Source organism: Lactobacillus sp. HMSC08B12, assembly GCF_001808415.1.
Taxonomy (GTDB): domain Bacteria; phylum Bacillota; class Bacilli; order Lactobacillales; family Lactobacillaceae; genus Lactobacillus; species Lactobacillus delbrueckii.
In genome coordinates, this window is record NZ_KV793219.1 from 1 (window position 1) to 3,320 (window position 3,320).

The 3,320-nt window shown below is 49.4% G+C and carries 2 protein-coding genes and 2 tRNA genes; 1 reads left to right on the plus strand and 3 read right to left on the minus strand.

Annotation, left to right across the window (positions count from 1 at the left end; all coding sequences use genetic code 11):
* Positions 1-57: 57 nt before the first annotated feature.
* Both HMPREF3168_RS09220 and HMPREF3168_RS09225 read right to left on the minus strand, forming a co-directional pair.
* Positions 58-131 (minus strand) — tRNA-Pro (locus HMPREF3168_RS09220).
* A 3-nt stretch (positions 132-134) separates the two neighbouring features.
* A tRNA-Asn gene (locus tag HMPREF3168_RS09225) sits at positions 135-207 on the minus strand.
* 534 nt (positions 208-741) lie between these two features.
* On the opposite strand from HMPREF3168_RS09225, the gene asnB reads away from it, so the two are divergent.
* On the plus strand, positions 742-2,334 hold the full coding sequence (gene asnB / locus HMPREF3168_RS09230; RefSeq protein ID WP_003614946.1) for an asparagine synthase B: 1,593 nt from the start codon (positions 742-744) through the stop codon (positions 2,332-2,334).
* Between the two features lie 36 nt (positions 2,335-2,370).
* Here asnB and HMPREF3168_RS09235 read toward each other — a convergent pair whose 3' ends face one another.
* Entirely contained in the window at positions 2,371-3,246 is an 876-nt protein-coding gene (locus HMPREF3168_RS09235) for a TrmH family RNA methyltransferase (protein ID WP_013439448.1), read from the minus strand.
* Positions 3,247-3,320 lie beyond the last annotated feature (74 nt).

Sequence of the window (3,320 nt, forward strand, 5' to 3'; positions counted from 1 at the left end):
GGTGATGTTCTACCACTGAACTACTTCCGCTGAACTACTTCCGCATATTTCGTTTGATCGGGAAGACAGGATTTGAACCTGCGACCCCCTGGTCCCAAACCAGGTGCTCTACCAAACTGAGCCACTTCCCGGTACTCCGCCTGTCAGACTCGAACTGACGACATCCTGATTAACAGTCAAGCGCTCTACCAACTGAGCTAAGGCGGAATTTTCTGCCGCGCCTCGGCGACGCAACAACTAGTATTTTACAGGGTTTAGGGAAAATGTCAACACTTTTCAGCGAATAAATCAAAAACTTTATTGGCAAGCCTTCTCTGCTTTTCTTTTTAAATTTGTTTTAATTTAGCCTTGATTTATTTCTCATTTGGATTACAATAGTTCTTAATTAAAAAAGTAAGCCATAAAAAGACGAGTAAAGGCGGGCAACCTCCAGTGAGCTGGTGAGAGTGGAAATTCAGCAGGCTCTGCCCCCCTTGAAAAACACTTTTTCAGCTGCCAACCGAAAGACTTAGCTCCAGTAGGCTTGGCCGGTTCTGGTCCGTTACCACCGGATGAGCATATTTGTGCTCAAGAAGCAGGCTCTATTATCAGAGCAATTTGGGTGGTACCGCGGAACAAAGCCTTTCGTCCCTTACCGGGGAGCGAAGGGCTTTTTCTTTGCTTGGCGACCCTTTTTTCATTAAATAGCAATTTTTACTCACTTAAATTATTTTTTGCTTAAAAAAGAAAGAGGCAGCGAATATGTGCGGATTTTTAGCGATCGACTCCAAAGAATTTGACTTGAAGACCTTTGACGAAGCCCTGGCCAAATGCCAGGATCGGGGACCGGACATGACCAGGGTCTTTGACGAGCGGGGAGTTACTTTTGGCTTCAACCGCTTGGCCATCATGGACTTGACGGACAGCGGGATGCAGCCCTTTGAAACCCTGGACTGCACCCTGGTCTGCAACGGGGAAATCTACAACTACCCGGAACTGAAAAAGAACCTGGAAACCGACTACGAATTTACTTCCAGCAGTGACTGTGAAGTTCTGATCCCCCTTTACCGCAAATACGGGATTGAGACGATGGTTAAGATGCTGGATGGGGAATTTTCCTTTGTCCTCTATGATCACCTCTCAAAGACGATTTACGCGGCTAGAGACATCATCGGTATCCGGCCAATGTTCTACGGCTTTACTAAAAAAGACGGCAAGATTGCTTTTGCCTCAACTGGCAAGAACCTGCTTGACCTCTGCCGCGAAATCCACCCCTTCCTGCCTGGCCACTACTATGACGGGGAAAAGATCGTGGCCTACCATGAACCAGACCTCACCCCCAAGATGAGTACTGACGATTTTGAGACTGCGACTCACAAGATTCATGACCTTCTGGTTGAATCAGTTGACCAGCGCCTGGCCTCAGACGCCCCGGTCGGCTACCTCCTTTCAGGCGGCCTTGACTCTTCCCTGGTCTGCTCGATCGCCGCCCGCCTGCAGCCAGATACGAAGATCAGAACTTTTGCCATTGGGATGGACCAAAACCCGATCGACCTTAAATATGCCCGGGAAGTGGCTGACTACCTGGGAACTGACCACACCGAGTTCATCATGACCAGAGAAGACGTGTTGGGTGTTTTAAGAGAAGTCATCTATACTTTGGAAACCTGGGACATCACGACTATCCGGGCTTCAATCGGGATGTACATTCTCTGCAAGAAGATCCATGAAACAACTGACTTGAAGGTCATCTTGACTGGTGAATGCTCTGATGAGCTATTTGGCTACAAATACACCGACTTCGCTCCAAGCCCGGAAGAATTCCAAAAAGAAGCAGCCAAGCGGCTCAGAGAGCTCTACATGTACGACGTCTTGCGGGCAGACCGCTGCATTTCCGCCAACTCTTTGGAAGGCAGAGTGCCTTTCGCTGACCGGGAATTCGTCGACTACGTCATGAGCGTGGATCCGGACTTGAAGATGAACCACTACCACAAGGGCAAGTACTTGCTCCGGAAGGCCTTTGAAGAAGGCGACTGGCTGCCCCGCGACATCCTTATGCGGGAAAAAGCAGCCTTCAGCGACGCCGTGGGCCACTCCATGGTTGATGACCTTAAGGAATACGCTGAAAGCAAGTACAGCGATGAAGACCTGGCTAAAGCAGGCGAAAAGTACCCATACCGGACGCCATTTACCAAGGAATCACTTCTTTACCGGGATATTTTTGAAGAATTCTACCCTGGCAAGGCTGACTGGATCAAGGACTACTGGATGCCAAACAGAAGCTGGAAGAGCCTGGAAAGCGTCACCGACCCAAGTGCCCGGGTATTGAGCAACTACGGGGCTAGCGGTGAATAAGTAAAAAAGAAAATACAAAATTAAAAGGACCGGAACTTAATCCAGTCCTTTTTTGACTTCCCAAAAGGCTAAAGCGCTAGCGGCGGCAACATTCAAGGAGTCCACTCCTTCAGCCATCGGTATCTTGATCGTATAGTCGCTCTCCGCGATCGTTTGCGGCAACAGGCCTGGTCCTTCAGAACCTAAAATGACAGCCAGACGGTCTGCTTCTTTTAAGACCGGGTCGTCGATGTCAACCGTGTTGTCCCTTAAAGCCATGGCCGCGGTCTTAAAGCCCAATTCCTGCAGGCTGGCCACGCCTTTTTCCCGCCAAAGTTTTTGATCCAGATAAGTCCAAGGCACCTGGAAAACCGTCCCCATGCTGACCCGGCCGCTTCTCCGGTATAAGGGATCACTGGAGTCGGTTGTAATCAAGACCCCGTCCATGCCTAAGGCCGCGGCTGAGCGGAAAATAGCGCCAACATTGGTTGGATTGACGACGCTCTCTAAGACCCCGACTCTGGCATGCTTGGGCAAGGCAGCCGCAAATTCACGCAGACTTGGCCGCTTTTTTCTTCGAAAGGCACAAATGGCGCCCCGAAGCAGATTATAGCCTGGCAGCTGGCGCAAAAGGTCAGACTGAGCGACAAAGATCGGAAAATCAAGCAAGTGATCGTGGTTGGCAGCCAGCTCCCGGTCAAAGTCCGCTAAATCACGTTCTAAGGCCTTTTCCTCCACCAGCATGGCGATTGGCTCATAGCCGGCCCTAATTGCCCGCTCGATTACTTTCGGACTTTCAGCGATGAAAATACCGGCTTCTGGCTCATAGTAATGAAAGAGCTGAGCTTCATTGTAATCAGTAAACAGCTTTAGTCTGGGATCATCGAAAGCGTTAATTCTGATCAGATTGTTTTCTCTGTCGATTCTGTCCATGTCTTTATATCTTTCTTATTCTCTAGCCTCTTACCTATTTTACTATAGAAAACAAAAAGAGCCAGACTTCCGTC

Bases quoted from the DNA above. Each gene is read 5' to 3' on its own strand.
- asnB (WP_003614946.1), top strand. From the start codon at position 742: ATGTGCGGATTTTTAGCGATCGACTCCAAAGAATTTGACTTGAAGACC.
- HMPREF3168_RS09235 (WP_013439448.1), bottom strand. From the start codon at position 3,246: ATGGACAGAATCGACAGAGAAAACAATCTGATCAGAATTAACGCTTTC.